22 protein-coding genes are annotated in these 25,613 nt (G+C 31.4%); 4 read left to right on the plus strand and 18 right to left on the minus strand.

The genetic code is table 11. The features are described 5' to 3' along the window. Nucleotides 1-284: 284 nt before the first annotated feature. From LQ609_RS09975 to panD, 3 genes are all read right to left on the minus strand, one after another. Nucleotides 285-2,696: an MMPL family transporter gene (locus LQ609_RS09975; protein ID WP_239734689.1), complete on the minus strand. Its 2,412-nt coding sequence runs from the start codon at nt 2,694-2,696 to the stop codon at nt 285-287. Between the two features lie 185 nt (nt 2,697-2,881). Next, nucleotides 2,882-3,241 carry a DUF1304 domain-containing protein gene (locus LQ609_RS09980; RefSeq protein WP_078358066.1) on the minus strand — a complete coding sequence of 120 codons (360 nt, stop codon included), beginning with the start codon at nt 3,239-3,241 and terminating at the stop codon, nt 2,882-2,884. Between the two features lie 12 nt (nt 3,242-3,253). After that, complete coding sequence (gene panD, locus LQ609_RS09985; RefSeq protein WP_078358065.1) at nt 3,254-3,637, minus strand: aspartate 1-decarboxylase; 384 nt, start codon at nt 3,635-3,637, stop codon at nt 3,254-3,256. A gap of 181 nt (nt 3,638-3,818) precedes the next feature. Here panD and LQ609_RS09990 point away from each other — a divergent pair, with 181 nt between their 5' ends. The 3 genes from LQ609_RS09990 (at nt 3,819) to LQ609_RS10000 (ending at nt 6,471) form a co-directional block, all read left to right on the plus strand. After that, nucleotides 3,819-4,652 carry an aldo/keto reductase gene (locus tag LQ609_RS09990; RefSeq protein ID WP_208143566.1) on the plus strand — a complete coding sequence of 278 codons (834 nt, stop codon included), beginning with the start codon at nt 3,819-3,821 and terminating at the stop codon, nt 4,650-4,652. 686 nt (nt 4,653-5,338) lie between these two features. After that, nucleotides 5,339-5,707, plus strand: a complete 369-nt coding sequence (locus LQ609_RS09995; protein WP_078358063.1) for a transcriptional regulator, SarA/Rot family — start codon at nt 5,339-5,341, stop codon at nt 5,705-5,707. A 113-nt stretch (nt 5,708-5,820) separates the two neighbouring features. Next, nucleotides 5,821-6,471 (plus strand): SDR family oxidoreductase, encoded by a 651-nt coding sequence (locus LQ609_RS10000; RefSeq protein WP_239734690.1) that lies wholly within the window; start codon nt 5,821-5,823, stop codon nt 6,469-6,471. Between the two features lie 48 nt (nt 6,472-6,519). Here LQ609_RS10000 and LQ609_RS10005 read toward each other — a convergent pair whose 3' ends face one another. The 5 genes from LQ609_RS10005 to LQ609_RS10025 are packed head-to-tail and all read right to left on the minus strand — an operon-like array spanning nt 6,520 to nt 11,688. Continuing rightward, nucleotides 6,520-7,128, minus strand: a complete 609-nt coding sequence (locus LQ609_RS10005) for an AAA family ATPase (RefSeq protein WP_239734691.1) — start codon at nt 7,126-7,128, stop codon at nt 6,520-6,522. Next, complete coding sequence (locus LQ609_RS10010; RefSeq protein ID WP_239734692.1) at nt 7,125-7,982, minus strand: class II fructose-bisphosphate aldolase; 858 nt, start codon at nt 7,980-7,982, stop codon at nt 7,125-7,127. The genes LQ609_RS10005 and LQ609_RS10010 overlap by 4 nt, the downstream gene beginning before the upstream one ends. A 14-nt stretch (nt 7,983-7,996) precedes the next feature. After that, a complete protein-coding gene (locus tag LQ609_RS10015) occupies nt 7,997-9,286 on the minus strand; it encodes a PTS sugar transporter subunit IIC (RefSeq protein WP_078358059.1) in 1,290 nt (429 codons plus the stop codon). 15 nt (nt 9,287-9,301) lie between these two features. Beyond that, nucleotides 9,302-9,607 (minus strand): PTS sugar transporter subunit IIB, encoded by a 306-nt coding sequence (locus LQ609_RS10020; RefSeq protein WP_078358058.1) that lies wholly within the window; start codon nt 9,605-9,607, stop codon nt 9,302-9,304. Beyond that, nucleotides 9,604-11,688: a BglG family transcription antiterminator gene (locus tag LQ609_RS10025; protein ID WP_158079037.1), complete on the minus strand. Its 2,085-nt coding sequence runs from the start codon at nt 11,686-11,688 to the stop codon at nt 9,604-9,606. The genes LQ609_RS10020 and LQ609_RS10025 overlap by 4 nt, the downstream gene beginning before the upstream one ends. Before the next feature lie 312 nt (nt 11,689-12,000). Between LQ609_RS10025 and LQ609_RS10030 the strand changes: the two genes are divergently transcribed. Next, nucleotides 12,001-13,005: an LLM class flavin-dependent oxidoreductase gene (locus LQ609_RS10030; protein WP_239734693.1), complete on the plus strand. Its 1,005-nt coding sequence runs from the start codon at nt 12,001-12,003 to the stop codon at nt 13,003-13,005. Between the two features lie 686 nt (nt 13,006-13,691). Here LQ609_RS10030 and LQ609_RS10035 read toward each other — a convergent pair. The 10 genes from LQ609_RS10035 to LQ609_RS10080 all read right to left on the minus strand — a co-directional run bounded on the left by LQ609_RS10035 (nt 13,692) and on the right by LQ609_RS10080 (nt 25,237). Next, the gene (locus tag LQ609_RS10035; RefSeq protein ID WP_208143559.1) at nt 13,692-15,026 is read right to left on the minus strand and encodes a GntT/GntP/DsdX family permease; all 1,335 of its coding nucleotides are present in this window, start codon (nt 15,024-15,026) and stop codon (nt 13,692-13,694) included. A 52-nt stretch (nt 15,027-15,078) separates the two neighbouring features. Beyond that, a complete protein-coding gene (locus LQ609_RS10040; protein WP_208143558.1) occupies nt 15,079-15,804 on the minus strand; it encodes a GntR family transcriptional regulator in 726 nt (241 codons plus the stop codon). Between the two features lie 6 nt (nt 15,805-15,810). Next, nucleotides 15,811-16,827, minus strand: coding sequence for a sugar kinase (locus tag LQ609_RS10045; protein WP_208143557.1), 1,017 nt, complete (start codon nt 16,825-16,827; stop codon nt 15,811-15,813). Continuing rightward, nucleotides 16,820-17,572 carry a 2-dehydro-3-deoxy-phosphogluconate aldolase gene (gene dagF, locus LQ609_RS10050; protein ID WP_203153814.1) on the minus strand — a complete coding sequence of 251 codons (753 nt, stop codon included), beginning with the start codon at nt 17,570-17,572 and terminating at the stop codon, nt 16,820-16,822. Before dagF ends, LQ609_RS10045 begins: the two co-directional genes overlap by 8 nt. Further along, nucleotides 17,569-18,675 carry a DgaE family pyridoxal phosphate-dependent ammonia lyase gene (locus LQ609_RS10055; protein WP_208143556.1) on the minus strand — a complete coding sequence of 369 codons (1,107 nt, stop codon included), beginning with the start codon at nt 18,673-18,675 and terminating at the stop codon, nt 17,569-17,571. Before LQ609_RS10055 ends, dagF begins: the two co-directional genes overlap by 4 nt. Next, nucleotides 18,653-19,753, minus strand: a complete 1,101-nt coding sequence (locus LQ609_RS10060; RefSeq protein WP_208143555.1) for an amidohydrolase/deacetylase family metallohydrolase — start codon at nt 19,751-19,753, stop codon at nt 18,653-18,655. The genes LQ609_RS10055 and LQ609_RS10060 overlap by 23 nt, the downstream gene beginning before the upstream one ends. 130 nt (nt 19,754-19,883) lie before the next feature. Beyond that, nucleotides 19,884-21,095 carry a CynX/NimT family MFS transporter gene (locus LQ609_RS10065; RefSeq protein ID WP_198931343.1) on the minus strand — a complete coding sequence of 404 codons (1,212 nt, stop codon included), beginning with the start codon at nt 21,093-21,095 and terminating at the stop codon, nt 19,884-19,886. A 177-nt stretch (nt 21,096-21,272) separates the two neighbouring features. Beyond that, the gene (pruA, locus tag LQ609_RS10070) at nt 21,273-22,823 is read right to left on the minus strand and encodes an L-glutamate gamma-semialdehyde dehydrogenase (RefSeq protein ID WP_239734694.1); all 1,551 of its coding nucleotides are present in this window, start codon (nt 22,821-22,823) and stop codon (nt 21,273-21,275) included. A 196-nt stretch (nt 22,824-23,019) separates the two neighbouring features. Continuing rightward, nucleotides 23,020-23,937: a homocysteine S-methyltransferase gene (mmuM, locus tag LQ609_RS10075; protein WP_239734695.1), complete on the minus strand. Its 918-nt coding sequence runs from the start codon at nt 23,935-23,937 to the stop codon at nt 23,020-23,022. Next, nucleotides 23,909-25,237 carry an amino acid permease gene (locus LQ609_RS10080; protein WP_237687662.1) on the minus strand — a complete coding sequence of 443 codons (1,329 nt, stop codon included), beginning with the start codon at nt 25,235-25,237 and terminating at the stop codon, nt 23,909-23,911. Before LQ609_RS10080 ends, mmuM begins: the two co-directional genes overlap by 29 nt. Nucleotides 25,238-25,613: the final 376 nt, after the last annotated feature.

Consider the following 25,613-nt stretch of genomic DNA (forward strand, 5'->3'; position numbering starts at 1 on the left):
TTTTGTCCCTTAGCACCCTTCTAACGGACATTTCTCAGAATTTTGTCCCTTAGCACCCTTCTTACGGACATTTCTCAGAATTTTGTCCCTTACACACCCTCTTACGGACATTCCTCAGAATTTTGTCCCTTACAGCATCTCTTACGGACATTTCTCGGAATTGTGTCCCTTATTCCTTAATCTCTTAATCCCTTATCCTCTTAACCTATATTTGCCTCTCACTATAAAATAAAAAACCTTCCATCAGAATTATATCTAATGGAAGGTTTTTTATTTTTATATGATTATTTATCTTTATTAATTATACGTTCTATTAAGTGGTTAACTTGTTCGATATTCTTACTTTGTTGATTCAGTATGCTCATTATATTTTCATTGTCAGTTTCTGAATGTTGTTGTTCTTCTGTTTTATTGTTGTACTGACTTAATGCTTTATATAACACTTCATCTTTTGAAGCTGAATCTATATTATCGTATAAGTCTTTAGTTTTTGGACTGACTTCAATTGTACTTACATTTTTGTTTTCTGTCGTTTGTTCAACGCTATTATTTTCACTTAGTGCGTGTCCTTCAATGTCTATTTTAGGTAAAATTGTGTTTAACCAGTTTGGTAAGTACCATGATGCTCTGCCAAATAATTTTGTTAGTGCTGGTATAATTGTCATTCTTACAACAAAGGCATCGAATAACACACCAAATGCTAATGCTATACCCATAGATTTAATCATTACATCATCTTGGAATACGAAACCTATAAATACACTGAACATAATTAGCGCTGCTGCTACTATTACAGGTCCACTTTCTTTTAGTCCTACTTTAATAGATTTTGTATTGTTCATTGTACGTACATATTCTTCATGGATTCTAGACATTAAGAATACTTCATAGTCCATTGCCAAACCAAACAGCAACCCTATCGTGATTACGGGTAAGAATGCTAGCAACGGTCCTGTTGTATCTACTCCGAATAATCCACTCATAAATCCATCTTGCATAACAAGCGTCGTAAATCCTAACGTTGCAGCAAGTGATAATACGAATCCTAGTACTGCTTTAAGTGGAATGATGATAGATCTAAATACTACCATTAATAATACGAATGCTAATAATATAATTACACCAGCAAATAATGGTATTGCTTCGTTAAGTTTTTCTGACATGTCTATATTAATAACACTTTGTCCTGATATTTCAGTACTTAAGTCATACTTATCTTTAGAGTCTGAATTATAATCTCTCAAATCGTGTACTAGATCATATGTTGATTCTGCATTTGGTCCTTTTTCAGGAAGTACTGTAACAAGTGCATAATCTTGATCTTTATTTAGTTGTGGTGGTGTAACTGTTTCAACATTTTTAATATCTTTAACATCTTTCATTAATCCTTGTAAATCTTTTTGTAAGGCTTTTTGATCATCTTTTTTATCTGAAGTATCTACAAGCATTACGATTGGTCCATTGAAACCTTCTCCAAAATCATCAGAAATAATATCATATGCTTTTTTCTCAGTTGAAGTATCAGGTTTCATACCATTATCGGGTATACCTAATCTCATATGCGTAACTGGAAGTGCGGCTGCTAGTAATATTACTAGTCCAACGAGTATAGCAATCCACGGTTTCCCTACTACAAATTTAGACCACGGAGTATCTAAACTCTCATTAGAATGAATTTTACGTTTCTTTGGATGTATTTGTTTATGGAACACACTGATTACTGCTGGAAGTAATGTAATTGAACTTAATACTGCAAATACAACACTTAATGCAGATGCATATCCCATTATAGATAAGAAATCAATGCCGACTAATCCAAGTCCACATACCGCAATAACAACTGTTACCCCCGCAAAAATAACAGCACTACCTGCTGTTCCTAATGCTAAGCCGATTGCTTTAACATGATTTTGCTCAGTTTTAATAATTTGTCTATATCTAAATAATATAAACAGTGCATAATCAATTCCTAATGCGAGTCCTATCATTACAGCTAGTGAAAGCGTAACGTTCGGAATATCAAATGAATATGTTAGTAACGCGATTGCCCCTATACTAGAACCTAATCCAACTAGTGCACTAATTATAGGCATTCCTGCAGCAATTAATGATCCGAATGTTACAAGTAATACTACGAAAGCAATAATAATACCAATTGCTTCAGAGCTACCTCCAATTTCAGTACTTGCGTTTAAAGCGTTACCTGTAAGTTCTGTCTGTATGCCTTCATCGTCTAAAGGTTTCATAGCATCTTTCACTTTATCTACAGAATCAGATTTTATAGATGTTTGAGAAACTTTATAATTGATATCTGCAAAAGCAGTTGTTTGATCTTTATTTATTTGTTTATTTTTATAAGGATCGGTAATTTCTTTTATATCATCATCTTTATCTTTAGCATCTTTCAACGCATCTTGAATTTCTTTCATTGCTTTTTTGTCTGTAATACCTTTTTTATCATCACTTTTAAAGACAACTCGTACATTTGCCTTTTCACTATCTTGATTAAATTCCTTTTCAATCTTATCGTTCGTATCGATTGACTTAATACCATTCATTGTAATGTCATTATCGAAAGTGGGTTTATTAATTGCTAATGGTGTGATAATACCCGCTAAAACAACAACCCATATAATAATTGTTAACCATTTATGTTTAGCAATGGATGAACCTAATTTAAATAAAAAATTAGCCAAAATATTTCCTCCCTAAAATCTACTCTATAGTTTATGCATACAGTGTATACAACATAACGCTTATAGTATCATTTCAAAATGCTTCTAAAAAGAGATAAAATCCTAAATGTGTATACTTTGTCTACACTTTTTAAATAATGTAGAAAAGCCGTTTACTAAACGTTCACATTTAGGATTCTAATTTTTTATAATAATAATAGAATTAAGGCGATTATTGCAGGTCCACCTTGCTTTAATATAATGGATTTCGAACTTGTAAGACTGCCATATACTGCTGCTACAATAATGAACATTAACAATAAAGCTACAAATTCTTTCGGGTTTGATGATAAAAATGCCCCGTAAAACAAAGCTATAGCTAATAAGCCATTATATATACCTTGATTTTTCAGAAGGACTTGAATATTTTTATCTTTTAATACTTGTTGCTTTAAATTGAAAGTTTGTGATGTTTTTTTAGAATCTGTCGCAATCGTTTCTAAATACATAATATACAAATGTTCAATTGCAACAATAACTACAAAAATAGTTGCTAGTATATGCATAACAAGTCTCCTTTAAAGAACAATTTGATTTTCTTTTTCATGTATCATTTCAATAATCTCGTTCTTCTCGTTCATAACAGCTACTTTTGGTGCATGCGTTTTTGCTTCTTCATCAGTAACTTGAACATAATTCATAATAATAACAATATCATCTACTTGAACTAATCTTGCTGCAGCACCATTTAAGCAAATTTTGCCACTGCCACGTTCACCTTCAATAACATAAGTTTCAAGGCGCGCACCATTATTGTTATTAACTATAGCTACTTTCTCATTTGGCAAAATATCTACTGCATCTAAAATATCTGCATCTATCGTAATACTACCTACATAATTTAAATTGGCTTCAGTTACTCTAGCACGATGAATCTTCCCGTTCATCATAGTTCTAATCATCGTATTCATCTCCATATTTATATTTATATACTCGTTATTATCATACAATGATTTTATAATCCGTCAACTATTAAATCTTAATATTACTTTTTAGTGCCTATAGAACAAAATAGTGCGTACTTACCTTTCACTCTATATAGCATTATACTAATCTATACATTAATAAAAAGGAGTTTTGAATATGAATTACACAAAGTTTCATAATGGAAATAGTATGCCAAGCGTAGGTTTAGGTGTTTTTAGAGTAGAAAATAACGACGTAGCTAAAGATGCAGTCAAACACGCTATTCAATCTGGATATAGAAGTATTGACGCAGCATTTATATATGGAAATGAAGTAAAAGTCGGCGAAGGTATTGCTGAAGGTATAAAAGCAGCTAATATTACAAGAGAAGATTTATTTATCACATCTAAAATATGGATAGATGATTATGGAAAAGACAATGTACAAAAAGCATATGAAAAATCATTAAACTTACTAGGTCTAGATTATTTAGATTTATATTTGATGCATTGGCCAGGTACAGATTTAGATTTACTATTGAATACTTGGGAAGGTATGGAAAACTTATATAATCAACAATTAGTTAAAAATATTGGCGTAAGTAACTTCAATATCGATCACTTAGAAATTCTAATCAATCAAGCTAATGTTAAACCAGTATTGAACCAAGTAGAATTTCATCCATACTTAACACAAACAGAACTAAGAAACTATTTAAGCAAACACGAAATAAAAATGGAATCATGGTCACCACTTATGAATGCAGAAATTCTACAAGACGAAACAGTAAATCGTATTGCTAAAGAAATAAATAAATCACCAGCACAAGTCATCATACGTTGGAACATCGACCATGACGTTATCACAATACCAAAATCAGTAACACCTTCACGCATCGAAGAAAACTTTGAAGTCTTTAACTTCAGTTTAAATGATGATCAAATCAAGAGATTAGATGCACTTAATCAAAACAAACGCATAGGACCAAACCCAGCAGAATTTAACGGTTAAGTTATTGAAAAGCGTGAACCCTTGATTAAGACGATCATTAGTTGCACTTCTCTTACGTTTTGTGAGTATGGCTATCCTTTCTTACACTTCTCTTACGTTGTGTGAATATGGATACCCTTGCTTACACTTCTCTTACGTTGTGTGAATATGGATACTCTTGCTTACACTTCTCTTACGTTGTGTGAGTATGGATACCCTTGCTTACACTTCTCTTACGTTGTGTGAGTATGGATACCCTTGCTTACACTTCTTCTGACTTATGTGAGTATGGATACCCTTGCTTACACTTCTTCTGACTTATGTGAGTATGGATGCCATCTCTGATAACTACTTTTATAGTAATCTTTTAAAATAATATAAGCTTTGACGATATAAGAGTCTAGGACAAATAATTTGTCCTAGACTCTTTTTCCATTTTTTTGATTTTTCTGTTATACACAAGCAAATTATAAATTTATTTGTATTATACAATTATTATTGCAATTTATTATTTTAATAAAATACATATGATTTTTTACTTATTATATTGCTTTACTAGTTAATAATTTGGTATTATTTAGGAGAAATATATTTTTCCCAATAAACCTTCAACAAATGCTTAAAATTTGGAAATACTTTATTTTAATCAATAAGCTAACAACAAAGATATATACATTTGGAAAAAATTAAATAACCAGGAGGATATTATGGAAAAGATTATGCATTACGAACTATTAAAAAAGGACATTTTCAACAACATCTTTGATAAAACACAACTAAAAAGAATGGACATTCTTACTCTATATTATATAGAACAAATGAATGAGGATGAAATATACGTTAGAAAGCTTCGAAAACTAATGTTTGAACCATCTTCTTCTGAACTAACTGGTGCAATTAAAACGCTCGAAGAATTAAATTACTTTAAAAAAGTAAGAGATCCTTTAGATGAACGTTCTATTATATTGAAAAATATTGATTATGAAGCAATTAATAATACATTACGTACTTGCAAAGAAATCACAATCGATCATTTACGTAAGGTCAATTCAGAAGATGACAAAACACTTTTATAAATATCAATGAAATAAGAAATAGATTTCAACAATAAATCTATTTAATTGAAAATAAACCTTTTCTTATATACGCTTTAATAGTAAACATTTTCTATTAGAGAGGAAGTTCAAATATGAAAGTAGCAATTATTGGCGCGAACGGAAATATTGGAAAACATCTCGGAAAAAAGCTAGCTGAACGCGGTGATGAACCTATTGGATTTATACGTAAAGAGGAACAAGCTCCAGAACTCAATCAACTTGGCGTGAAAACGGAACTAGCAGATATTATAAAAACAGACGTATCAGAATACACTTCTAAATTTCAAGGTATTGATGCATTAATATTTACTGCAGGTGCTGGTGGTGCTGGTGTCGAACTCACAAAAGCAGTTGATGGAGACGGCGTTACTAAAATGATTGAAGCTGCTGAACAAGCTGGTATCAAACGCTTTATACTCGTGTCTGCATTTCCAGATGCTGGTAGAGGTATGAATATATCTGAAAGCTTCGAATTCTATATGAAAATGAAAAGACAAGCCGATGTAGAATTAGCACAATCTGCATTAGCCTGGACAATTCTTCGTCCAGGCACGCTTACTAACGATGAAGCAAATGGACAAATAACGCTTGGTTACGCAATCAGCTACGATGAAATCCCAAGAGATGATGTCGCAAATGTAATTGTAGAATTACTTAACCAACCAAACACTTCCCATAAAATATTAGAGCTTACAAAAGGTAAGACACCTATTCAACAAGCAGTAGAAAAATACAGCAATTAACACCAAAACACCACGAAGTAGGAATGTTCCTTCCTTCGCGGTGTTTTATTATTTTATTTTACTGTAAACCCAGTTTACTATTTCTTGAACATCGATATTCTCAAAATTTGTTACGTCTATTTTTTTATACTCACCTATATGAAATTCGTCATATTTTCTATTTTCACAGCGTTCTTTAAATGTTGTAAAATCATCTAAGTCATCTGGTTGTTGATGCTTATTTCCTATATGATAACTTGTTAGTATATGTCCAATATGCCTGGAGTCCTTTAAATCTCTTTCTTTTTGTCTATGAAATAATATTTCCATATCACCATATAACGTTAACGTAATCGGTTTATAATTATATTTACTAATCATTTCTTTCAGTTTGTTCTCTTGCTTATAACTAAATGGATAATCAATTATTATTTTTGTTGATTTTTTTAAATAGTTATCTAGTTTTTTATAATAATATTCCCATGCTTCATTTCCAAGGTTATTTTTTTCAATTATGTTGTTGAAACCATACTTATCGAAATACATTTCTTTAATATCATCATAAGATAATAAATGCCATTTAGAATCCTGTTCGATTATTTGATTAGCTAAATATGTTTTTCCGGTACCTGGAGGACCAGCCAATATAATTATAAATCTTTTTTGATTATCGATCATATTTTAACGCGTTCTTTATTCATGAATAAATTAATCTTATGTGCAACAATATTTTTCACCGCTTCATTACATGGGATAATATTATGTCTTAATGATTTATTCACTTTTGTTTCACCAAAATATTTTTTTGCTGTTTCTGTCCAAGTTACAAGCAATTCTGTACCTACGTTGAATTTTCTTATTCCATTATCTATTAATTCAGGCACGTCTTCTTCTTTAACACCTGTACCACCGTGTACTACAAGAGGTGTTTCCACAATCTCATTAATTTCAGCTAACAATCGAATATTAACATTTGTTTTAGATTTAAATTGTCCATGATTTGTACCTATTGCTACAGCTAATGCATCTACATTAGTAGCTTCTGCAAAATATTTAGCATCATAAGGATCTGTATATTTTACTTCAGAACCATCAATTGTTATTCCTTCTTCAGTACCCCCAATTATTCCGAGTTCAGCTTCAACTGATGTCCCTCTTTTATGTGCATAATCGACTACGGCTTTTGTCTTCATTATGTTTTCTTTTAATGGTAATGATGAACCATCAAACATAACAGACGAATAACCTGCATCTATCGCATTTTTTATATCATTAAAATCTTTAGCATGGTCCAAATGAAGCACAACATCAACCATTTCTGAATTAGCTATACTTTTAGTTACAGTAACCAATGTCTTATATCCAATATACTTTGCAGTATCAACACTTGTTTGTATAATGATTGGGCTACCTGCTTCTTTAGCTGCATCTATCATACTTGGCAACATTTCTAAATTATGTGCATTGAAAGCACCTATCGTACAATTTAAACGGTCTGCTTTTTCAGTTGCTTCTTTTAAATTAATATACATATTTTTCTCTCCCTTTAAAATGCTTTCATTAATGGTCCAATAATCCATGCATAAAATAGTGCTGCCGCTACAGTATCAACATCTGTTGCAGTGGCGTTAACAAATCCCATATTGCTAAGCACTGTAACTAAAAGTGCTGGAAGTAAAGTAATGAATAAACCATGTGCAATACCACCTATAATTGCGCCTCTTAATCCACCAGTTAAATTACCAAATATACCTGCAGTGCCTCCTGCAAAAAAGTTAGTCAATATTCCAGGTATTATCATGGCTAACCCTAAAGTTGGGAAGAAGAACATCGCAATGACTGTACCAATCGTTGTTGTTATAAAACCGATTATTACAGCATTTGGTGAAAATGGGAAAAGCACAGGACAATCTAACGCAGGTTTTGCATCTGGAACTAATTTCATTGCAATACCTTTAAATGCTGGTACAATTTCTCCAAGAAGTAATCTAACACCAGCTAGTAATACATAGACTCCAACTACAAACTGAATTGATTGCATGAAAGCATACATCACATAATGTGTATCACCTGATAATTTTGAAGCAAAGTCCTCGCCTGCAAATAATACCGTTACTAAAAATAAAGGTGCCATAACGACCATCAGTGATAAATATGTGTCTTGTAAAAACTCAAAATTCTTTGGTAATTTTAAATCTTCAACTGATTTTCTATTTTCTCCTCTTTTACCAAATACATACCCAACACCTGCTTCAAACACGTAACCAAGAGTACAAAAATGTCCTAAAGCAATGTTGTCACCACCTACTATTTTCCTTACAAACGGTTGAGCTATTGCAGGCATCATTGTTGCAAACACACCACCAATCAATCCTCCTACAACAATTAGAGGAAATCCTCTTAATCCTGCAAAGTATCCACCAATCGTAGTCATAGTAGCCATCCATAATAATGCTTGACCAGTTAAAAATATATATTTCCATGGTGTGAAACGTGCTATTAAAATATTAAATATAAAAATAGCTAAAAATGTAAATGCTATTTCTCGACCTAATCCTAAATCTCCCATTGCTTGTCCATTTATTGCTTCAATGGAAGGTACAATACCTTCCATTTGGAATCCTTCAGAAAATATCTTGCCGAAATATGTTAAACTTCCAACAATAATAGCCGAACCTGCAGTTAATACTTGAAAACCTAACAATGTTTTAAACGATCCTGATATAATTTGCCCAGTTGATTTTTTCTGTAATATTAAACCTAACATTGCAATTAAAGCCACAATTATTGCTGCTTGTGTCAAAATATTTTGTATAATAAAGTTTATAATTTGCATAGCATCACTTCCTTATTAAATGATCCCTTTTTCTTTAAGAACTGGTGAAAGCTTTTCTTCTATTTCATCTGTAGATACAATATTCTTTAAATAAACAATTGAAGTTACATCTTCATCTATTGAAAAATTATTAAACTGCGACTTAAAATTTTCTCCCGTTATTATGATTTCAGCATTTCTTGATACAGCAGATGAAATTGTATCGTGATCTAGATTTGCATCTACACCTAATTTGTTTAATACATCTTCAGCTGCCATTTGACATGCAAAACTACTTCCTAATCCTGCTCCACAAACAAAAAGTATATTTAGTTTACTCATGCTAATTCCTCCTCTAATAAATAATTTATAAATTCATCTTTATCCTTAAAACTCAGTAATTTGTCTACTTTTTCTTCATTTCTCACAAGTGATACGATACTTTTCATAATATTTAAATGTGAAAATGAATCAGTTGCTGATAAACAAAATATAATTTTAACCGGATCATTTATTTCATTTCCAAACTCTATATTAGGATTTAGAGTTGCAATACTAACACCTAATGCGTTAGCACCTTCTTCTGGTCTAGCATGTGCTAACGCTATATGCTTACCAATTACAATATATGGACCGTATTCTTCAACTGAATTAATCATTGCATCTTGATATTGAGATGTGATAATTCCGTCATCAAGTAATGGTTTGGAAACCATCTTAATCGCATTCTTCCAATCAGAGCACGTTTCATCTAAAAGAACATGATGATTTTCCAATACTTCATTTAACATAGGCTGCACCTCTTTATCATTGAAATTAAAATTATTTATTTCAAATAAGTTTTTAATATCTTTATAATCCTGCTCATTTAATTTCATGCCCTTATCTTCTAACCAAATAGATAAGTCTTTAAATAATGAAACTTCATTACGCTTAAACTTTTCATTATTTCTAGATAAGTATGCGTGTTGTTCTAAAAATGCTTCTATTTTCTTTATATCTGTTTCGTTAACTATGGCATTAACATAACAAGTAGGTTTATCAAAATCTGCATCAATAGTCGTAAACACAATATCTACATCATCATTTTTTATAAAATCTTCTTCATTTGATGCAAGAATTTTTATTATATTCACATTAAAATGTGACTTTAAAATTTCAGCCAATAAGTTGCTCGTAGCAATACCAAAACTACAAACAATTACAGCATTAAAATAGTGTTTATTTTGTTGAACGTATTTAAAGTATGCAGTAGAAAAATAAACAGTTATAAATGCTATTTCATCTTCTGTAAAATCCAGTTCTATATATCTATTTAAACGATTCATTGAATATTTTTTTATTGTATTAAAAAACTTATTGTGGCTATTTTTAATATTTTCTTTCAAAGGATTATATATTTGAATACCTTGTTGCAAACGGCTAATCAATCCCGAGATATGTTTATTTAGTCCTTCAAATAAATAACTTTGATAGCCTGTAAAATCAATAGACAATTCATGCTCTACATACTCAATTAATTTAAGGCTAATTAGCTGAGACAGTGCTTCGTGTTTATCATCTGTAACTTGTTTCTTTCCTCCAATTAAAACATCAAGTCTATTATTAATATAATTAAATTCACCTAAACTAACATCTTGTGCTTTCCAATTTATAACTTCATCAATAAAAATATTTATTATGCTTAGTTGTTTTCTCTTGTCATCTTTTTCTGTTGCTAATATATGGTTATGACTAATACGAGATATCCAAATAGCTGTTAATATGATCGCTGATAGTTTAATATCATTTTGTTCAATTGAAATAATTTTAGTATAAGTATCTTTAATATTTTCTATATTTTTTGAGTCAATGTAATGAATCAAAGGACTGTAACTGTCAAATAAATTGTCAATTGTAACTTTATCTTCAGTTATTTTTTTAACTAAGTAATCATAAAGGAATGTTCGTATATCTCTTTCATTTCCTTCAATAGATAAACCTGTAGAAACATTAGAAACGATCTTCAAATTAAATTTGTTTAAGTCCATACGAACTTGTTTCATATCCTTATCCATTGTACTTTTAGAAATCTGCAATTCCTCACACAATTCATAAATTTTTTTATAGGAATCATCTGATAAAGCATGACTTATAATGTATTCTTTTCTATACGCAGGATTGTAAATTTGCTCTTCAACTTCACCTGAAACAATTTCTTTTAATTTAGTACGTTCTGAGTTTGATAAATTTAATATAAACAAACCACTGTTGTTATTAATTTCAAAAAATTGATTTGTTATTAGAAACTCATTTATATCCTTTAAATCATTTCTAATAGTTCGTTCCGTTTTGTTGAACATGATACTAAGTTCTTTTGCAGAAACGCTTTCTTTACTATTAAGAAAAATATTCAAAATATTCATCGGCCGACTTTTTAACATTTTTAACATCTCCCTTAATTAATATTGTAAATTTATCCTTTAACAATTGTTAGTATTTTTATATTCTAATTAAAAACGGAAAAAATGTAAGCGCTTTACACAATAACAAAAAGACACTGAATACTTTTACAGTAAACAGCGTCTTTCCAATATATAATTAAGTTCATTATTAATTTTTTCACATTAACTTTACATCTAATTAATGATTTTCACAAGATTCAAAAAATAATACCCAAGCAAAATATCATTATATTTTGAAAGATAAGATATACTTATAATAAATATGAGATATAAATTTTAAGGAGGAGCATCATGTTAAAAATAAGTGTATTAGATCAAGCGCCAATATCCAAAGGCAGTAATCCTGAAGAAACGCTACAAAATACAATTAAATTAGCTAAATGGACTGAATCGCTAGGATACTATCGATATTGGGTAGCTGAACATCATAATACAAGCGGTTTAGCAAGTTCTTCTCCTGAAATCTTAATGACACAAATTGCCGCTTCTACTCATAAAATTCGAATCGGATCTGGTGGTATATTACTGCCGCAATATAGCCCATATAAAATCGCAGAAAATGCTAAAACATTATCAGCTTTGTACCCTAATCGTATCGACTTAGGGTTCGGCAATTCACCCGGTGGTTCTCCTATCACTCAAAAAGCATTAACAGATAATCATATTAAACCTAAAGAAGACTTTTATAGACAAGTATCAGATTTACAAGGATTCTTGCACAACACACTATCTAGAGATCACGAATATAGACTCGTAAAAGCAGGACCACGAATAGATAACCCACCAGCAATGTGGTTATTAGGACTTACTGAAAATGGAGCGAAAAATGCAGCAAAACTAGGTATTGGATTTGTATTCGGACATTTCATCAATCCTAAATACGGTAAAATAGCTATGAAACTCTATAATAAAGATTTCGTACCATCAGTAAATCATAAAGAAGCGACAACAATCATTTGTATATTTGTAGTCTGTGCAGAAACCGACGAAAAAGCAGAAGAACTCGCAATCACACAAGACAAATGGTTATTAAACGTAGGAAAAGGATTAGGCACAAAAGTACAACCACGAGAAGAAATAAATATTGAAGAATACACAAAAGAAGAATTAGAACAAATAGAAGAAAATAGAAAAAGATGTATAGTCGGTTCACCAACAACAGTCAAAACAGAACTACATAAACTAGCAGAATTCTATCAAACAAATGAATTTATGATCATTACAAATATATATGACTTTGAAGATAAAAAAAGATCCTATCAACTAATCGCAGAAGCAATGTTGAGTGACAGTTAAAGAAATTGTTATAGAGCGTTGGATTTATATTAGTTCCAGTGAGAGCTAACTGGCAGAATTCTGGATTGTGCTCCTTAGAATGCGCTAACTGGCAGAATTTCGAATTGTGCTCCTTAGAATGTTCTTACTGGCATAATTCTGGATTGTGCTCCTTAGAGTGCGCTTACTAGCAGAATTCTGAATTGTGCTCCTTAGACAACATCTCTTACGGACATTTCTCTGAATTTTGTCCCTTAGCACCCTTCTTACGGACATTTCTCTGAATTATGTCCCTAACAACCACTCTTATGGACATTTCTCAGAATTATGTCCCTTACAGCACCTCTTACGGACATTTCTCTGAATTATGTCCCTTAGCACCCTTCTTACGGACATTTCTCTGAATTATGTCCCTTACAGCACCTCTTACGGACATTTCTCTGAATTATGTCCCTTACAGCACCTCTTACGGACATTTCTCAGAATTTTGTCCCTAACAACACCTCTTACGGACATTTCTCGGAATTTTGTCCCTTACGCTTGCCCTACTTTATCTTCTTTCATGCTATCTTACTATTCATCTAGATACTGAATACGAGCTGTTTGTATTCCGATGATATCAATAGCAAAACCAGCCAACAAAGTCTGAGAGTTTGTTGGCTGGTTTATGTAAAGTTAGATTCAATAAATGAATTTAGCTTTTTTATCTATATAAAACTATTTAATGCAAATGCTATTAAGAATGCTACTACGGACAGAAGTGTTTCCATGACTGTCCATGTTTTGAATGTTTCTTTTACACTTAATCCTAAGTATTCTTTTACCATCCAAAATCCTGCATCATTCACATGTGATAGCATTAGTGAACCTGCTCCAGTAGCAATAACGAGTAACTCTAAATTTACTCCGGATAAATTCTGTATTATTGGCGAAACGATTCCAGCTGCAGTAGTTAGTGCAACTGTAGCAGATCCTGTCGCTACCCGAATTAGACCAGCTACTAAAAATGCTAATAATAATGGAGATAGTGATAAATTCTCAGTCATTTGAGCAATTGTTTCTCCTACTCCTGTTTCTATAAGAATTTCTTTAAATCCTCCTCCAGCACCAATAATTAATATAATTGACCCTATTGGTAAAATACATTCTTCTACTATTTCTTTAATTACATTTTTATTCATGCCTTGCTTAAATCCAAGAAAATAGAAAGCTGCAAAACATGATATCAATAGCGCTATAACTGGGCTACCTATAAATAACAATGTGTTTTTAATTAAATTAGGTAAGTCACCTAAATATGGTGTAACAATTGAAAGCAGCATTAGCAGTACCGGCAACACGATTATAAAGAAAGATACTGAAACACTTGGGAATCCAGTTGTTTTATTGCTAACTTTAATAATATTTGGTGAATTTTCTGGTATGACTCTTTTACTAATAAACTTACCAAATAGTGGACCAGCAATAATCGCAGTTGGTAAAGCTATGATTAATGAATATAATAATACTTTACCTAAATCAGCTTCATATATACCTATTGCTGTCATTGCCCCAGGGTGAGGTGGAACAATTCCGTGAACTATTGATAAACCTGCTAACAATGGTATAGCTATCAGTAATATATTCTTTTTAGTAGTCTTGTGTATGGATATTACTAATGGTAATAAGATAACAATACCTACTTCAAAGAATACTGGAATTCCAATTATGAATCCTGAAAACAACATAGCCCAAGGTAATTTCTTTGGACCTAATTTTTTAATTAAGAAATCAGATATTTGCATACCTGCTCCAGAATCAGACATTAATTTCCCTAAAATAGTCCCTAATGCTAATATGCCGACTAAATGTCCTAGAACATCTCCAACACCCGTCTCATATGCAGTAACAATTTTGTCTGGAGACATGCCTGCCATAATTGCTAAGAATAATCCTGCAACCGTTAAACTGATAAAAGCATGCCATTTCCATAATGCAACCCCTAAAATAACAATCACAATTGAAAGTAGCGTAATGATTAATAAATATATATTTGAATCCATCATTTTCCCCCTATTATGTTAGCGCTACCATTTAATCACAAAAGTTAAAGCATCAATTGTTTAAACTGATGCTATATTTTTTCAACTTACTATTATAATAACCAATGCTATATTCAACTGTATTACCATTGTAATCATAAGATTGTCTTTCTCTTACTAACAACGAAACAGATTTATTAAGTTCTAAAAAGTTAGTAGCCGCTTGGTCTTCTTTCACTGAGAAAGAATCTTCTGTATTTTTTATTTCAATACCTGACTCTTCTAAAATTTTATAAATTGATAAATCATTATTTTTCTTTTGATCCTCATAATTACTCAGGCTATTTAAAGGATATGGTAAATAATGATTGAATAAAATATATGGTGTATTATTTAATAAATATACTCTTGTAATTTTATAGGCATTTTCACCGAACATGTTATATAATTCACTATTTTTTTCGTTTCTAATTACAGCTATATCTTTAATAATTTTTTTAATTTCGTTTCCTTCTTCAACCAATTTTTCTGTAAAGTTCTTATTTTTAGTAACTTTATTAAATGGTTTATGGCTTATTACTGTCGTACCTTTTCCACTTTTTTTCTCTAAATAACCTAAAGCAACAAGTTCTTTAATCGCTGCTCTAACAGTCACTTTACTTACATTGAATTCTTTTTCAAAATCAGTTTCCGTAGGTATGTGATTACCTACTGTGTATATTCCATGGATAATTCTATCCTCTATAATCTGTTTAATTTGTAAATATAATGGTCCTTTTTTTGATGATAATATCGTCATAAAGCATTACCTCTCTATATCATTAATTTCATTACTCATGACTTTTATTATATCATCTGCACTAAATAATGGGGTATCACCTGATATTGTATGTGCAAAAGAACATGATGCAGTTGAAAACTCAACTATTTCTTGTGGTTTCATATCAGATAGTTCGCCGTGGATGATACCGCATGTATATGCATCTCCAGTACCAATTCTATCTAGTATTGTTACTTCATAATTTTTTGAATAATATATTTTATTATTTTTAAATAAATATCCTTTTAGCACATTATGGCTATTATCTTTAATAATTCTTTTAGTCCCTGCAATTATAGGAATATTATATTTTTTTGAAACAATAGGTAATACTTCTTCTAACTGTTCTTCTTTAGTTTCTTTATCAGAGCCTATGCCTAAAGTATAAATAGCATCTTTTTCATTCATTAACACTATATCCGCTTCATGAAGAATTGTTTCATAATAAGGTTTCGCTTTCTCATTACCATTATCACCCCATAGAGATGGTCTGAAATTACAGTCAAAAACAACTAACACGTTATTTTGTTTCGCAACTTTTACTAATTCAAGTATATTTTGTCTCATCATTTCATTCATTGCTAAAGAAATACCACAAATATGAAGTACATCTATATCTTCAAGGATATTATCTATCTTATATTGTGAAAGTTCTACCGTATTAAAACTACTTTCTTTTCTATTTGTATACGTGACATTGCTAGGACGATTACCATATCCTTCTTCTAAAAAATACATTCCTAGATTATTATAACGTTTCAAAATATAATCACTATTAATTCCAAGTCTTCTTATCGCACTTATAGAAGTAGTACCGATTGAATTATCAGGTACTGAACTAATTAAACTCGTTTGATAACCAAACTGTGATAGTAATCCTGTTACATTAACACCAGTACCTGTAAAACTATAATTTAACGTGTCAGCTTGTCTTAATAGCATATTATCTGGTACGGTTAATCGCATCATAATTTCTCCGTATGCAGCTATATGTTTATTCATATAAATCAACTTTTTCTTTAATCTTATTATTAAGCCATTTGACATCATCAAGCTTCGTTAAACCAGTCTCTTTATCAATAATAGAAGAATATACGTGAGGTATAATTTTAGGAACATTATTTTTCAAAGCGATATCTAATATTTCTTCAAAGTTGTCTAATGTAATGCCACCTGTTGGTTCAAGTCCGAATTGTTCTTCACCACATGCTTTTGCGACTAATTCATATTCTTCTTTAGTTTGAAGACCCTTCATTGGGAAGAATTTAATTGATGATCCACCCATATCTTTTATTAAATTAATTGCTGATTTAATTGGTACGATAGCATGTTCTTCACCTGCACTACTATAAGGTCCTGTTGATATATTTACATATCCAGGTTTACCTGTTGGAGAAACCAATGCATTAACCCAAGTATCATTCCCTGAATTAGCAAATGTTTGACCTACACTTGTGAACACTTGATTGATATGAGAACCTTGATAGTTTTTAGCAATTTGTGATACTATTTCAGCTTGTTTATTATCACCTGCACCTAAACCAATAGAAATCGCATCATCTACGCCACTTCCAAATTCACGCATCGCTTCAACTGCATGATTAACAGTGTCAAAGTCTTTTGATAGTACTCCAATGATTACATTTTTTTCTGCAACATTATAAATGTCTTCTATATTTTCTTTGCCTTTAGCTAATACATTTAATGACACTCTGTTTTTATAAAATCTTTCTAATATTTTCATTATATTTCTCCCTCCAATATTTTAACTAATATATTATAAATAATATCAATTTCATTTTCTTTTAATGGTCTTGGATCAATATCAAAAAATCCTTGTTTAATACCGTAATCTCTTGTATATATAGCAATTTCAGCTGTCTTCATCTTGTTTACAACATCTTCTGCTGATAAATTAATTACTGACTGATCTACTTGAACACGACTTCTATATATTTCTCTACCAGCTTCATCTTGAACAATCGATATATTTATTCCTTCATAATTATTAAGCGATTCTAGCTTTTTTAATTCGGCTTTTTCATTTTGGGAATTATCTACTTTTTCATAGTATTCATCAATTGCTTGTAATAAACCAAATATGGATTCTTTGCCTACTTTCATACTTCTTCCTATAAAATGCAACTGTACTTTAAGTGATTCAATTAAGTCTTTTTTACCTGCTACAATTCCTGATGTTGGACCTTGTATTGCTTTTGATCCGCTATAAATTGCTAAATCAGAGCATTGAACATATTTCTCCAAATCTTCTTCTGCAGCTGCATCAACAATCAATGGAATATTGTTTCTTTGTGCTACTTCATATATTTCTTCTACTGACACCATATTTTTTTGAACTGCATGATGTGACTTAACGTATAAAATAGCTGCTGTATTTTTATTTATTGCTGATTCTACATGCTCACTTTTACCTTCATTTGCATATCCAACTTCAACTAGTGAACCTCCACCTAAATAAACCATTGTTTCTATTGGTGCACCGTATTGTACGTTATGTCCTTTGAATAAAATAATTTCATTTTGTTCAATATCTTGATTATGCAACAGTTGACTCTTCCTTTTATCACCTTTAGTTACAACCGAAGCTATTGATAATGCGATGCCGCTTGATGCTGAGTTAACAACTACCGCATCTTGAGCATTTATTTTATCAGCAATATAGCGTCCGGATTTATCTACTAAATCTGCAATTTCAACATAATTTTGCCCACCGAATTTCATTGCATTCATAACTGAATCTGTTGGAGAAGAAACCCCTAATATACTCATTCTTCCACTAGCGTTTATGACTTTTTTCAAACCATATTTATAATTCAATGAATTCTCCATTTGCTAATACGCCTCTTTCTTTTATCAATTTTGATCCTTGCATTACTTTTCTGTCTGAATCTATAAATTCAACTTCCTTATCAAGAACATCAAATATTGTTAAGTTTGCAATATTACCCTCTTTAAGTTCCGATAAGTAAGCTTTATTGATTATGTTTGCTGGATGTATTGTAACTGCATTAATTACTTCTTCTAATGAATAACCTAAATTCAAGAATTTTGATAATACATTAGACAAGCTAAACACAGGACCTTCTAATCTATTTTTCTTATAAATATCTGAACTGATCGTATTAAAATGAATATTGTTTTCTTTTGCTATTTTAGCTACTTGAAATGAGAAACTAGCATTACCATGTCCAACATCTAAATTAACTCCTCTATTAATTGCATCTAATAAAATATCAAGTGGTTTATTTTTGTCATCAAATAGATTGTTGTCTTTACCATTTAAAAAGTGTGTAATGATATCACCTTTTCTTAATAAAGGAATGACTTCTTCTATTTTGGGAGGTGCTGAACCTATATGAGTCATAATTGGTAAATTTAATTCATCACTTAATTCAATAGCTTTTTCTAAAGGAATTGTTCCATTCCCTTTAACGACACTACTACTAATTCTCGATTTAAGACCTATAATCATCTCTTTGTATTTTCTAGCGGCATTAATACATTCATTTGCATCAATCCAATCTAAATTAGATAATTCATCAATTCTTTCTAATCCTATCTTAGAAATATTTAAAAAAGAAAAGACGTTAGTCTTACTCTTTAATGCTCTGTCATATAGTTCATTAATTCTGTTTGCTCCACAACTTCCTGCATCTACTATTGTTGTTACACCTTGGTTAATACCAATGTCATCTATGTTATCGCCATAAGGAGTAAAATCTGAAAATGCATGGACATGTAAATCAATCCATCCAGTTGAAACAACTGAATCATCACCTTTAAATATAATTTCACCGTTAAGAGAATTAGGCTTATCAATTTTTTTAAGTATGCCTTTCTCTATTAAAATATCTACTCGATTCCCCTTTGTAGTTGCGATATTTTGAATAATACCTGAACTTTTCAAAAACGATCACCTCTTTAAAAAAGATTATAACATTATAATGTTTAGAAACACAACTTATTAAACATTATAATGTTTGATTGTTAAAAAATAAAAAGGCCACCTCTATTGAGTGACCTTTGACTACTTCCATCTAATCCTCTACATACTGATCATTAGCTGCTTGTAATGCGAAGATATAGAATAAGACTGATATTATAATTAATGAAATGATACCGATATCCCATCCTCCTAATAAATCATGTAAAAATCCTATTAAGAATGGTCCTATTGCTGCGATAAAGTAACCGACTGATTGTCCAAATCCTGATAAGGACATACTGCCTGCGTTTGTTCTTGCTCGAATTGAAAAGAAGGTCATGCATAAGCTAAATCCTGCTCCCATTCCAAATCCTGCTATTATAATTCCAACGATTAATACTATGTATGATTGACTAAATAATAAACTAAATCCTAGTATAAACAACATACTTACTATCGTAACGAGTAATTTTTGGTTTTGCATTTTTGATGCGATTATTGGGAATATAAACGTCATTGGTACTTGTGAAAATTGATTTAACATTAATAAATAGCCTGCTGCTGTTGGTGACAATCCTTTGTCTATTAGAATGGTTGGCATCCATGCTATAACTGTATAAAATACCATTGATTGCATTGCCATTGTTAATGCTACAACCCAAGCTAATTTAGATGTAGACATTCTGACTTTCGGTCCTTGAACTTTATTTTGCATTTCTTTAGTTGCTTGTACTTCTTGTTGTTTTCCACTTTTAACTTGTGGTATCCAAAATATAATGGCTAATATAGTTAAAACAACCCAGAATGATAGTGATAATCGAAATCCTAATGGTGTTATTTCGGATAGTGGATAACTTAATCCCCCACCTAAACCGGCTGTGAAATTCATTGTTGCACTATATACGCCAGTAAATAATCCTATTTGTAATGGGAATCTCCATTTTACGTAACTTGGTAAGCATACATTTCCAAATGCGATAGCTACACCTAGCAGAATTGTTCCTATTATAAATAATCCTATATCTCCTGAGACACGCAATAACAAACCTATTAAAAGTATCACTAACGCATAAAGAATGGTACTAGACATCGTTAATTTCGTAACGATTTTAGATACCATTGGCGAAACGAACCCAAACAATATTAATGGAATTGTTGTTAAAAATCCTGCTAGACTATTACTAATTTCTAAATCTGATTTAATCAATTCTATTACTGGTCCAACTGAGGTTAATGGTGCTCTTAATGTAGATGCTACAAATATCATGCCAAATAAAATCAACCATATATCTTTAAATTTATATTTCTTAATATTATTTTCCAATTTTTTCACCGCCGTGATTATCTTTTATAATTACAATACTACATGAAAATAATTGAATTAATAGATTTAAATTATTTACGTATACAAAAAGAGACTGGACAAATTAATTGTCTCAGCCTCAAACATTGTAATAACAGTATCTGACTGCTCTTTGTTGTTTAATATTTTATTTATAGATTAAAATTGTTCAGATAGAATTTTTTGCTCTAAGAAGTTAAGCATATAATCCGGGCTACCTGTCTTAGCGTCTGTTCCGGACATTTTGAAACCACCAAATGGGTGATAACCAACTACTGCTGAAGTACAACCTCTATTCAAGTATAAGTTACCAACATCATAATCTTCACATGCTTGTCTCCAATGCTCACGATTATTTGTAATAACTGCACCTGTTAAACCATAGTCAGTATCATTTGCTACTTCTAACAATTCTTCAAAGTTGTCACATTTTGTGAAGCCAACAACTGGTCCAAAAATTTCCTCTTGCATAATTTGGTCGCTAGATTTCAAATCAGAGATGATAGTTGGATGAACAAAGAATCCTTTGCTATCGTCCGTTTTACCTCCGACTTCAAGCTTACCTTCTTTACTACCAATTTCGATATAATTTTTAATTTTGTCGAATTGTTTTTGGTTAATAACAGGTCCCATATAAACATCAGAACCGCCTTCAGTATGTTTAATTGAAAGTTCTTTTGTTAATTTGATTGATTTCTCAAGAACTTCATCATAGACATCTTTATGCACTATTGCTCTAGAACAAGCTGAACACTTTTGTCCAGAGAAGCCAAATGCTGAATCTACAATTGCTTGAGCAGCTAAATCAGTATCGATATTTTCATCGACAACAATCGCATCTTTACCACCCATTTCAGCAATGACACGTTTCAAGAAGTTCTGTCCTTCTTGAACTTTAGCAGCTCTTTCAAAGATACGTGTACCTGTAGCTCTTGAACCAGTAAATGTTACAAAGTGTGTATCTTTATGATCTACTAAATAGTCTCCTATTTCTTTTGGATCACCAGGTACAAAGTTAACAACACCTTTTGGAAGTCCCGCTTCTTCTAAAATTTCAATAAGTTTGTACGCGATTAAAGGTGTATCTTCTGCTGGTTTTAACAATACAGTATTACCTGCAATAATAGGCGCAACTGTTGTACCAGTCATAATTGCAAATGGGAAGTTCCAAGGTGGAATTGTAACACCAGGTCCCATTGGTTTATAAATATATTGATTATGCTCGCCTTCTCTATCAAAGACTTGCTTACCATGAGCTAATTCCATCATAGAACGCGCATAATATTCAATGAAATCTATTCCTTCATTTGTATCTCCATCTGCTTCATTCCATGGCTTACCTGCTTCATATACCATTAAAGCAGATAGTTCATGTTTTCTTCTACGAATAATAGCAGAAACTCTAATTAATAATTCAGCTCTTTCTTTAGGAGCCCATTTTCTCCAAGTCTTATAAGCTTCTTTAGCCGCTTCCATAGCTTGATCTACTTGTTCTTTAGAAGCTTTAGAAATTGTTCCTAGTACTTGTTGATGATTAGCTGGATCTACAGATTCATATTTGTCATCTGTAAAAATTTTCTCTCCATTAATAACGAGAGGAATTTCTTTCCCAAATTCAGCTTTAACTTTTTTTAAAGCATCCTTAAAAGCCTGTTGATTCTCTTGATCTGTAAAATCTGTTGCAGGTTCATTGTGAAATTCTACTACCATCCTTCATACCTCCTAAATATATAAACCTAATAAGAGGTCAAATACCTCTTATAGAACATTTTACTATTCTATTTCCAATTTTATCAAGTAAAGGGCTTTCATAAAGAATTATATATTGAAATAAAGGTCAGATGACAGAAGTTTAAAGAGTTCTAACGAGCTTGTTTTACGAGTCTTGATCGTTAGAAAAACATACTCATCTTTCTATTGCTTCATGTATTTGTTTAATGTCTTCGGGTGTTGTTTCGCAACAACCTCCTATAATTTGAACACCTTGCGCGATCCATTCTTTTGTTTTTTGAACAAGTAACGCATTCTCTCCTTTACCAATCCAAACTTTTTCAATTGGATCGAACGTTTTACCACCATTTGGGTATAAAGCGATTACTTGTGGCAATTCGAGCAATCCTTTATTAATTGCTTTCTCTACACTATTAATACTTGAACAATTAATACCGAATACGGGCACGCGCCCAATGTGTTGTACGATATACTGACATACTTTTTCAAATTCAGTACCATCTGATAAGTTACCTTCATTATCAACTGTACATGAAATCCAGAAAGTATTATGATCACTATAGTTTGGAATGATATATTCAACTATTGCTTTAATCTCATTAAAATTAGGTACTGTTTCAAATACGAAATCGTATATGCCTCTATTAATTAAAGCGTTAATACGTTCTTCGTGAAATTGTATGTATTCATCAACTGAAATTTCATATTGCCCTGTATATTCAGAACCATCACTTAAATATGCACCATAAGGACCTAAACTTCCGACTACAACTTGATCATCTGTTACAGCTTCTTTAATATTTTTTACTGCAATTTCAAATAATTGTTCTATTTCTGAAATTTCTTTACCAATTGCTTTAAATGTAGCAAAACTTGCTTGATACGTACTCGTCAAAACGATATCAGCACCTGCATCAGTAAATGCTTGATGAGCTTGCATTACTTTATCTGGTTGATTTATAAGTACTTCACTAGACCATAACGAAGAATTCAAATCACATCCATATCCTTCTAATGTTGTCGCCAATCCTCCATCTAACACTAATGCTGTTTTCTGATTTAATTTATCTAGAAGTCTCAATATCCTGACCATCCTTTTTATGATATTTTACAAAGTAAAAAATAATAGCAATTATTGCAAATGGTATTCCAAAGTATAATGCTGGTGATTGGTTAGGATCAAAAACCATCCCTACACATGAAATCAAACATAAGATAAAGCCAATTATCGGTACACTTTGATGTATTTTTAAATGTTTATTTAAGCGTTTAGCATTAAAATAAGATAAACATATGCTCATCCATACAATTACAACAGCCAATCCAGCAATTGATACAAGCACGATGTATAATGAGTCTGCTGCATAAATACTTGAGAATAATGCTAACAATCCTCCACACATACTGAATATTGTAGCGCGTATTGGCATTTGATGTTTATTTAGCTTTTTAAAATAATTTGGAAACATACCTTCATTAGACAAACTCCATACCATTCTACTTGCAGCATATAGCCCTGAATTAGCAGCAGATAATAATGCCGTAATAATTACCAAATTCATTATGTCCCCGGCATATGGAATACCCATATTTTGAAAAATAACGACAAAAGGACTTTCTAAAGATTTACCTTGATAACTTGGAATTAAAATAGAAATAATAACCATCGTTCCTATAAAGAAAATAATAAGTCTCCATAAAGTAGCATTTATCGCTTTAGGTATGACTTCTTTAGGATTTTTAGTTTCACCAGCAGCAATTCCAATAAGTTCAGTACCACTAAATGCATAATTGACAGCTAACATCGTTAAAAATACTGCACCTAATCCATTAGGGAAACTAGGATTCGTATATCTAGATTTAATCGTTTCTAGCCCATTATAACCACCGTATTGAATGAGCCCAAATAAAGTTAGTGCACCTAAACCAATGAAAACAATAATAGCTAACACTTTTACTAAAGAAAAATAAAATTCAACTTCAGCATAAAACTTAGTCGACACTATGTTAAAAGCAAGTACAAGTATGATAGCAATACTTGAAAATATGTATACAGGTACATCAGGCAGCCACTTACCCATTAAAATACCAACAGCAGTAAACTCAGATCCAAGTGCCACAGTCCAAGTTAACCAATAAAACCAAGCGACGATATAGCCAATAGAAGGATGAATGTATTTAGAAGCGTATACATGAAATCCTCCTGTAACAGGATGTTCAATAGCTAATTGACCTAGACATAACATCACAAGATATACCAAAATCGCACCAACTACATAAGATAACATAGTCCCCAAAGGACCAGCTTGTTGCAAAGTATACCCAGAACTTAAAAATAAACCCGTTCCAATTACACCACCAAAACTTAATAACATGATATGACGTTGCTTCATATCCCGTTTGTACGATTGATTAGACACGATAAACCTTCTCTCTAGAATTAAAAATATCTTTAATTCTATATCTTTCGAATAATTCAGTCAACTTAAAATTTTCTGTAAATAATATATATTGGAAGAATTTAGGATATGAGTGTCCTTGATTACACTTCTCATACGTTGTGTGAATATGGATGGCCTTGCTTACACTTCTTTCGATTTGTGTGAATATGGATAGCCTTAGTTACACTTCTCATACGTTGTGTGAATATAGATACCCTTGCTTACACTTCTCTCGACTTGTGTGAATATAGATACCCTTGCTTACACTTCTCTCGACTTGTGTGAATATAGATACCCTTGCTTACACTTCTCTCGACTTGTGTGAATA

The sequence above is a fragment of the Mammaliicoccus sp. G-M28 genome, from assembly GCF_022386595.1.
Taxonomy (GTDB): domain Bacteria; phylum Bacillota; class Bacilli; order Staphylococcales; family Staphylococcaceae; genus Mammaliicoccus; species Mammaliicoccus fleurettii.

Bases quoted from the DNA above. Each gene is read 5' to 3' on its own strand.
- LQ609_RS10015 (WP_078358059.1), bottom strand. From the start codon at position 9,286: ATGCAAATTATAAACTTTATTATACAAAATATTTTGACACAAGCAGCA.
- panD (WP_078358065.1), bottom strand. From the start codon at position 3,637: ATGATTAGAACTATGATGAACGGGAAGATTCATCGTGCTAGAGTAACT.
- LQ609_RS10020 (WP_078358058.1), bottom strand. From the start codon at position 9,607: ATGAGTAAACTAAATATACTTTTTGTTTGTGGAGCAGGATTAGGAAGT.
- LQ609_RS10030 (WP_239734693.1), top strand. From the start codon at position 12,001: ATGTTAAAAATAAGTGTATTAGATCAAGCGCCAATATCCAAAGGCAGT.
- LQ609_RS10055 (WP_208143556.1), bottom strand. From the start codon at position 18,675: ATGGAGAATTCATTGAATTATAAATATGGTTTGAAAAAAGTCATAAAC.
- LQ609_RS10005 (WP_239734691.1), bottom strand. From the start codon at position 7,128: ATGATCGATAATCAAAAAAGATTTATAATTATATTGGCTGGTCCTCCA.
- LQ609_RS10040 (WP_208143558.1), bottom strand. From the start codon at position 15,804: ATGACGATATTATCATCAAAAAAAGGACCATTATATTTACAAATTAAA.
- LQ609_RS10025 (WP_158079037.1), bottom strand. From the start codon at position 11,688: ATGTTAAAAAGTCGGCCGATGAATATTTTGAATATTTTTCTTAATAGT.
- LQ609_RS09980 (WP_078358066.1), bottom strand. From the start codon at position 3,241: ATGCATATACTAGCAACTATTTTTGTAGTTATTGTTGCAATTGAACAT.
- LQ609_RS10045 (WP_208143557.1), bottom strand. From the start codon at position 16,827: ATGAATAAACATATAGCTGCATACGGAGAAATTATGATGCGATTAACC.
- LQ609_RS09995 (WP_078358063.1), top strand. From the start codon at position 5,339: ATGGAAAAGATTATGCATTACGAACTATTAAAAAAGGACATTTTCAAC.
- pruA (WP_239734694.1), bottom strand. From the start codon at position 22,823: ATGGTAGTAGAATTTCACAATGAACCTGCAACAGATTTTACAGATCAA.
- LQ609_RS10080 (WP_237687662.1), bottom strand. From the start codon at position 25,237: ATGAAGCAACGTCATATCATGTTATTAAGTTTTGGTGGTGTAATTGGA.
- LQ609_RS10035 (WP_208143559.1), bottom strand. From the start codon at position 15,026: ATGGATTCAAATATATATTTATTAATCATTACGCTACTTTCAATTGTG.
- LQ609_RS10000 (WP_239734690.1), top strand. From the start codon at position 5,821: ATGAAAGTAGCAATTATTGGCGCGAACGGAAATATTGGAAAACATCTC.
- mmuM (WP_239734695.1), bottom strand. From the start codon at position 23,937: ATGGTCAGGATATTGAGACTTCTAGATAAATTAAATCAGAAAACAGCA.
- LQ609_RS10010 (WP_239734692.1), bottom strand. From the start codon at position 7,982: ATGTATATTAATTTAAAAGAAGCAACTGAAAAAGCAGACCGTTTAAAT.
- LQ609_RS09990 (WP_208143566.1), top strand. From the start codon at position 3,819: ATGAATTACACAAAGTTTCATAATGGAAATAGTATGCCAAGCGTAGGT.